Origin of the sequence: Bacillus sp. C30 (genome assembly GCF_040838255.1) — a bacterium.
GTDB classification, from domain to species: domain Bacteria; phylum Bacillota; class Bacilli; order Bacillales; family Bacillaceae_G; genus Bacillus_A; species Bacillus_A mycoides.
In genome coordinates this window covers 1-6,485 of record NZ_JBFPJH010000187.1, presented here as the reverse complement: position 1 = coordinate 6,485, position 6,485 = coordinate 1, and the positions used below count along the sequence as shown (strand labels likewise).

Here is a 6,485-nt window from a genome sequence, read left to right as displayed (position 1 = left end):
GTATTATTAATATACAAAATAATCCTTCACTATATTTAGAAAGCAAGTACTGTTGCCAATTTACATGTTGCTTATAGAATACCAATTTTATTACTTCCTCAATTAAAAAAAGCATACCATTTACGGTATGCTTTTTTTATGAAATTGGATAACGTACTGTAATACAAAACTCGCCTTGATTAACAGTTGTTCCTGTCGTAGTAATTCGGACAGTAGTAAAATATCGTACAGTGAAAGTACCACTACTTTGTGGTTGTACAGTAATTGTATCAACTACTGTAGCACCGACTAAAAAATCAACTGTAATGGGATTCGCGCCTACATCATATTTCACATAACCTGAACCATATACTTCTTGTGTAATATTATTCGTATATACAATTTGAGTACCAGCACCTGTAATAGACCAGTCTGTACATACTTGATCTTGCACAAGTGTTTTATTAGAACAACAAGACAAACCGGAACTTCTCATTCCCATTTCGATCCTCTCCTATTCTACTATGAAAGTGGATAACGTGTTGTAATACAAAATTCTCCCTGATACGTTCCACCAGGTGTTGCAGGTAACACAACTTGTATACTAGCAAAGCGGCGATACGTAAAAGCGATACTCGTTCCTGGGTTTAATGTTTGTGTATCAATTGTAGCCCCAGCAGAATCAAGCGCTTCTACAGTAATTGGACCTGGACCAACATCATATTTAACAAAACCAGTACCAACTACATTTTGGTTAATATTATTTGTATAAAGAACATTATCAATTGCTGTTGCAACTACAGTAGCAGACCACGGACTACACACTTTATCTTGTACATAATTTTTATCTGGACAGCAAGTTAATGCTGACCCTGAGCACTCACAAGACATAGTTGTTTCCCCTCTCTCTTTTATATTCCCTATATGTGTATGTCCCTCAGAGTCTTTTGCCTGTACTATTCATCTATTTTCAAAAAATATGCAAATTCCATTACCAATGACTAGATAGATTCCGATCTGTTTCGTTTTTTCATAAATTTATAGATTAAAATACCACCTACAATAATAAGAACGACGGCTAATATCGGTAGCATATATTGTCCAACAACACCCGCTGCTTTTTCCCAATGCGGACCTAATTTCATTCCAAAATAAATATACAAAGTCGTTAATGGGAACATTGCTACAAATGTATATATGCTAAATTTCCATATGTTCATTTTCGCCATACCACATGGAACGGAAATAAGCGTTCGAACTCCTGGCACAAAGCGTCCAACAAATGCTACAACCGGTCCATATTTTTCAAAGAAATCATCTGCTTTTTGAATTTGTTCTTCTTTAATGAAGAAGTATTTCCCGTATTTTATTAATAGAGGACGACCACCGTAATACCCGAGCGCATATAACGTTAAAGGTCCTGTCGTTCCGCCAAGCGTTCCAGCTAATACAGCTAGCCAAAAATTCATATCTCCCTCATATACCCAATACCCAACCATGGGCAAAACTACTTCTGCTGGAATAAATTCAAACGTTAATGCTAACACAACTCCAAAATAAGAAAACTGCTTTAAAAACTCGATTATATCTAAAATAATTTGCTCCATATTTTCAACTCCTATCCTACGTTTACGTTATGCTTTTCTTGTAATTGAACTGGCGCCATCTTTACAATTCGGTTCAAAATAAATAACACAATTCCAATATCATCTAAAATACCAATGAACGGTAGGAAGTCTGGAATTAAATCGAGCGGCATCGCTACATAACCAACTAAAAAAGCAATAGATAAAATTTTCTTCTTTATTGAAACCTCTTTTGAAGTAAAAAAGTCAAATAGGAATGGAACAAAACGGCGGACATGAAATACAACTCTTAATCTACTTATAAGTTTTTTCATTTTTATTTCTCCTCTCTTTGTATACAAAAAGGACCCTACCAAATATGGTAGGGGTCCTAAAAAAGACAAGAAGGGGCCTTTACCATTGCTGGTAAAGGTCTCACTAACAACGAAACGTTGCCAATAAAGCCGAGGGTTTCTCCCTGTAATGACGACTTTACTGTAATAAGTTACTCCCCTTTATATACACAGTTTTATACAATCACATTAAAATATTTACCTAAGCTTGTCAATATTTTTTTCATTCACCATTCAGATTATTACATTGTAAAAGACTCTCTTCCATGTTCTCTATTGAAATAAATTGGAGTGTATAACCATCTGGATCATGAAATATTATTCTAACTTCTTCACCGCGGCGCTTTTCTACAAATGATATTTGATAAAACGCTAACTTTTTCTTTAAACGCTCGATATTTGTAGCTTTTAACAATAGTTCCTTCACTGATGATATAACAGTCTCTCTATGCTCTCCCAGTCCCCTGTTTACAACAAAACAAATTCTCGTTAAACCAATATCATACCACACACCTGTTACACGTATTTGTGGCCTCTCCTTGCTCGGTTTAAACCCTAGAATTCCTTCATAAAAATATAATGTTTCCTTTAAGTTTTTAGATTCTAAGACAATACATGTTGTAACACTTTCCATCCGCACTCCCCCTGCCCCTTTTAGTTTTCTATATGAGTCATAATTTGCAATTATGTACGAATACAATACATAGTGATGAATATTTCATTTATAAAGGAGGCGTGTAACATGGATAAATTCATGAAATCTTACATACCTTATCACGGTCCAAATGATCCTTGCCCTCCAATTGGAAAGAAATACTACTCAACTCCCCCACACCTATTTATGGGCTTTCAACCACCTAACTTACCCCAATTCCCACCAAACGAAGCTTTAAGAAAAGGGACTTTATGGCCTGCTTTTTATGATTTTTATGAAAATCCTCACAAAAAAGGACGGTGAATAAAAACGTGACACAAACATTGCCTGATGAATATTACAAATGGATTGAAGAACTACAAGAACTAGACTTTGTATTAGTTGAACTTACCCTCTATTTAGATACGCACCCCGACGATACTGCAGCTATAAATCAATTCAATGATTTCTCCTATAAACGAAGAGTATTCCAACAAAAAATTGAAGAAAAATACGGGCCACTTCAGCAGTTCGGAAATAGTTATTCTAACGCTCCATGGCAATGGAGCCAAGGACCGTGGCCATGGCAAATATAAAATGAAACTTTAATCAAGTGGAGTTTACGGGCAGCAAATAGCGGGATAAAGGAGAGAAACTATGTGGATTTATGAAAAAAAATTACAATATCCAGTTAAAGTGAGTACTTGTAATCCAGCACTCGCCAAATTATTAGTTGAACAATATGGCGGTGCGGACGGCGAACTGGCTGCTGCTCTTCGCTACTTAAATCAACGTTATACAATTCCTGATAAAGTCGTTGGCTTACTAACCGATATTGGTACAGAAGAGTTCGCACATTTAGAAATGATTGCTACAATGATTTATAAATTAACAAAAGATGCAACACCTGAACAAATGAAAGCTGCCGGATTAGACGCGCATTATGCGAATCATGATAGCGCCTTGTTTTACCATAATGCAGGTGGTGTTCCTTTTACTGCCACTTACATTCAAGCGAAAGGAGATCCTATCGCAGATTTATACGAGGATATTGCAGCTGAAGAAAAAGCACGAGCGACTTATCAATGGCTAATTGATTTATCAGACGATCCCGATATAAATGATAGCTTACGCTTTTTACGCGAACGAGAAATTGTCCATTCTCAACGTTTCCGAGAGGCTGTAGAAATTTTAAAAGAAGAACGTGATAGGCAAATTTATTTTTAATACACATATCCTAGCGATATGTGTTTTTTTACGTTAAAAGTGAAATTCTTCCTGCATTAACATATAAATAGTATATTTATTCAATTTTACGCATTATTTTAAAATATTTTTAAAATTCCCTCTTGCTTTCTAGTCATCAGACCTTTAAAATAATAACAGTCAATCGACAAATTATTTGAATTTTCGACAAAAAAACGCTCATTAGGAGGCTTTTCTTTATATGCGTACAACTTTAAAACCAGCGCAAATACTTTCGATTAGTTTATTACTATTCGCAGTTTTCTTCGGTGCTGGTAATATGATTTTCCCGCCTCTTCTCGGTCTTTCTTCCGGAGAAAATATGTGGGTTTCCATTACAGGATTTATTATTACAGATGTCGGTTTATCTTTACTAGCTATCGTCGCTGTTGCCCTTGCTGGTGGTAGTTTTAATACTTTAGCGAGCCGTGTTCACCCAAAATTCGCAGCAGTATTCGCTATCATTATTTATCTTTCCATCGGCCCACTATTTGTTATTCCACGAACTGGAACTGTATCTTATGAAATTGGGATTGCACCACTTTTCCCAGATCAATGGTACTCTATGTTAGTTTTTAGTGCGATTTTCTTTATAGTCGTCTACTTCTTATCGTTAAATCCATCCAAATTAGTAGATCATATCGGAAAAATATTAACGCCAATTTTGCTTGGAATTATTGCAATTATGGCAACAAAAGCGATTCTTTCACCAGGATCATTTGCAGAACCTATCGGTGACTATAAAGAAATTCCATTTTTCAAAGGATTTCTCGAAGGCTTTTTAACATTAGATGCAATCGGAGCTCTCGTATTATCAACAATTGTTGTAAATGCAATTCGTCAAAACGGTATACAAGATAAGAAATCCATTGCAAAATATACAATTATTTGCGGAAGCATTGCTGCCCTTTTCTTAACAATTGTTTATTTCTTACTCGGTTATATTGGCGCTTCAAACGGAAACTTAGGACAATTCGAAAATGGCGGTCAGCTATTAGCAACTGTTATGTATCAATTTTTTGGGACAAGCGGTAATGTTTTATTAAGTATCGCAATTATCTTTGCTTGTTTAACGACTGCAATCGGTGTTGTAAGTGCATTCGCCAACTATTTCACAACAGTATTAACAAATGTTTCATATAAGAAGCTTGTACTATACGTTTGTATTTTTAGCTTCGTTATTTCAAACTTAGGATTAAGTTTATTAATCAAAATTACATTACCTGTATTAATTATTTTATATCCAATTACAATCATTTTAATTTTCGTATCCTTTATTGATAAATATACGAAACGTAAACCTTCTGTCTATATCGGAGCGATGATTGCAGCATTCCTTATTAGCTGTATTCATGCACTTGATAATGTGGGAATGATACCAAGTTTTATCGCTAATATCGTACACACAATTCCTTTTTATAACTTAGGAATCGGCTGGATCGTTCCAGCAATAATTGGTGGTATAATCGGATACTTTATTCCTCAAACAGCAGCTGAAGGTGAAGTTTCTACAAAATAAAGAAAAGAAGCAAGCATTGATTATGCTTGCTTCTTCTTTATTTTCAAATCGTATGCTTAAACGTAAACAGCTCTTCTTTTGACTGCACAGCAGGTTGTTCCTTTTCTACATCTGTCTTCTTTCTCACTCCGCCTAACCTTACTTTCATCATCGCCTCTTCTATACTTTTTACAATCATATTTCCTGAAAAGATAGTAAGTCCAAAAAATGTAATTGGAACGAGAGGAATCCACGGATTAACTGTTAATGATCTAAAATAAACTCCAATTAAACCTGACCATTCATGTGTGTAAGAGTCTATTTCTTCTACCGGTCCTAAAAACTTAACAGTTCCGCCAAAGAATACTTCCAGTAACCCTAAGTGGAGTAAAATAGTAAGAGTCTGCGTAAATTGCTGAAGAAATACAAGTATAAACGTCATATAGAGATGCGGAAAAAGATGCTTTATAACAATGTGTCTTTTTGATCCACCTAATATACACGCAGCCTCAATGAATTCTTCGGTTCTCAATTTACGAACTTCCTTCGCAACATACAGTGCAATAACTGGCATCACAAGCATTACAAGTAATACAACTTGAAACGAAGCCCTTTCAAAAAAAGTTATTGTTTCCTCTCCACTTCCAAAGGTATTCACAGATTGGAGAAAGAAATACGCAATCATAACTGTTGGAATAACTGTAAAACTATCAAAAAATGCTTCGATTTTTGAAAACCCTCTTTTTATGTACGTTCCGAGTACAACACCAAAAAATACACCTATTACCATTCTAAGTGCCGCAATTAAAATAGATATACCAATCGTCCACTTCGCGCCTTCAATAACTAAATGTAACAGGTCATATCCTTTCCGGTCTGTCCCGAGTAAAAATTGTAATGAAGGTGAAAACGGTGGTACTTCTGGATTTCCAGCCGCGTCATATTGCAGTGTAACTTGTCTAATGTGCCCACCATTCCATATCGTATTTCCGATGCTCAAAAGAACTAATATGAGAAGAAACCCAATGCTTATCCAAAATCTTTTATCGCGTTTTATATACGTCCACATATTATAATCTCTCCTTCATCGCAGCTGGAATGAGATAATGAAACAATTTGAATAAAATAAAAATCGGAATATAAATAAGCAGCACACTAACGATGAAAACCTCAACCCTAATACCCTCATACGATTTCAAAAACATAAAAAT

General features: G+C 35.2%; 10 protein-coding genes and 2 pseudogenes. 5 read left to right on the top strand and 7 right to left on the bottom strand.

Annotated elements, in window-relative coordinates; all coding sequences use genetic code 11:
- Positions 1–77 (top strand): annotated as a pseudogene (locus AB3X49_RS15795) (S-Ena type endospore appendage); the annotation flags it as partial.
- A 59-nt stretch (positions 78–136) separates the two neighbouring features.
- On the opposite strand, the gene AB3X49_RS15790 reads toward AB3X49_RS15795, so the two are convergent.
- The 5 genes from AB3X49_RS15790 to AB3X49_RS15770 all read right to left on the bottom strand — a co-directional run bounded on the left by AB3X49_RS15790 (position 137) and on the right by AB3X49_RS15770 (position 2,531).
- Positions 137–481, bottom strand: coding sequence for a DUF3992 domain-containing protein (locus AB3X49_RS15790; protein WP_000525803.1), 345 nt, complete (start codon positions 479–481; stop codon positions 137–139).
- Between the two features lie 20 nt (positions 482–501).
- The gene (locus AB3X49_RS15785; RefSeq protein WP_002087413.1) at positions 502–870 is read right to left on the bottom strand and encodes a DUF3992 domain-containing protein; all 369 of its coding nucleotides are present in this window, start codon (positions 868–870) and stop codon (positions 502–504) included.
- Positions 871–980: 110 nt separating this feature from the next.
- Entirely contained in the window at positions 981–1,586 is a 606-nt protein-coding gene (locus AB3X49_RS15780) for a DedA family protein (RefSeq protein ID WP_002010780.1), read from the bottom strand.
- An 11-nt stretch (positions 1,587–1,597) separates the two neighbouring features.
- On the bottom strand, positions 1,598–1,879 hold the full coding sequence (locus tag AB3X49_RS15775) for a YkvA family protein (protein ID WP_000733844.1): 282 nt from the start codon (positions 1,877–1,879) through the stop codon (positions 1,598–1,600).
- 241 nt (positions 1,880–2,120) lie between these two features.
- Positions 2,121–2,531, bottom strand: coding sequence for a VOC family protein (locus AB3X49_RS15770; RefSeq protein ID WP_002029946.1), 411 nt, complete (start codon positions 2,529–2,531; stop codon positions 2,121–2,123).
- A gap of 108 nt (positions 2,532–2,639) precedes the next feature.
- On the opposite strand from AB3X49_RS15770, the gene AB3X49_RS15765 reads away from it, so the two are divergent.
- From AB3X49_RS15765 to brnQ2, 4 genes are all read left to right on the top strand, one after another.
- A complete protein-coding gene (locus AB3X49_RS15765) occupies positions 2,640–2,855 on the top strand; it encodes a spore coat associated protein CotJA (RefSeq protein ID WP_002193326.1) in 216 nt (71 codons plus the stop codon).
- Positions 2,856–2,863: 8 nt separating this feature from the next.
- Entirely contained in the window at positions 2,864–3,127 is a 264-nt protein-coding gene (locus tag AB3X49_RS15760; protein WP_367963212.1) for a spore coat protein CotJB, read from the top strand.
- A gap of 61 nt (positions 3,128–3,188) precedes the next feature.
- Entirely contained in the window at positions 3,189–3,758 is a 570-nt protein-coding gene (gene cotJC, locus AB3X49_RS15755) for a spore coat protein CotJC (protein ID WP_002010774.1), read from the top strand.
- A 220-nt stretch (positions 3,759–3,978) separates the two neighbouring features.
- Positions 3,979–5,295, top strand: coding sequence for a branched-chain amino acid transport system II carrier protein BrnQ2 (gene brnQ2 / locus AB3X49_RS15750; protein WP_367963210.1), 1,317 nt, complete (start codon positions 3,979–3,981; stop codon positions 5,293–5,295).
- Between the two features lie 43 nt (positions 5,296–5,338).
- Here the strand turns inward: brnQ2 and AB3X49_RS15745 are convergent, their stop codons facing one another.
- Positions 5,339–6,343: an ABC transporter permease gene (locus AB3X49_RS15745; RefSeq protein ID WP_050000849.1), complete on the bottom strand. Its 1,005-nt coding sequence runs from the start codon at positions 6,341–6,343 to the stop codon at positions 5,339–5,341.
- Between the two features lies 1 nt (position 6,344).
- A pseudogene (locus AB3X49_RS15740) lies at positions 6,345–6,485 on the bottom strand (ABC transporter permease subunit); the annotation flags it as partial.

What these genes read in the sequence shown, in the direction of transcription:
- AB3X49_RS15790 (WP_000525803.1), bottom strand. Translation starts at nt 481, where the DNA reads ATGGGAATGAGAAGTTCCGGTTTGTCTTGTTGTTCTAATAAAACACTT.
- AB3X49_RS15785 (WP_002087413.1), bottom strand. Translation starts at nt 870, where the DNA reads ATGTCTTGTGAGTGCTCAGGGTCAGCATTAACTTGCTGTCCAGATAAA.
- AB3X49_RS15780 (WP_002010780.1), bottom strand. Translation starts at nt 1,586, where the DNA reads ATGGAGCAAATTATTTTAGATATAATCGAGTTTTTAAAGCAGTTTTCT.
- AB3X49_RS15775 (WP_000733844.1), bottom strand. Translation starts at nt 1,879, where the DNA reads ATGAAAAAACTTATAAGTAGATTAAGAGTTGTATTTCATGTCCGCCGT.
- AB3X49_RS15770 (WP_002029946.1), bottom strand. Translation starts at nt 2,531, where the DNA reads ATGGAAAGTGTTACAACATGTATTGTCTTAGAATCTAAAAACTTAAAG.
- AB3X49_RS15765 (WP_002193326.1), top strand. Translation starts at nt 2,640, where the DNA reads ATGGATAAATTCATGAAATCTTACATACCTTATCACGGTCCAAATGAT.
- cotJC (WP_002010774.1), top strand. Translation starts at nt 3,189, where the DNA reads ATGTGGATTTATGAAAAAAAATTACAATATCCAGTTAAAGTGAGTACT.
- brnQ2 (WP_367963210.1), top strand. Translation starts at nt 3,979, where the DNA reads ATGCGTACAACTTTAAAACCAGCGCAAATACTTTCGATTAGTTTATTA.
- AB3X49_RS15745 (WP_050000849.1), bottom strand. Translation starts at nt 6,343, where the DNA reads ATGTGGACGTATATAAAACGCGATAAAAGATTTTGGATAAGCATTGGG.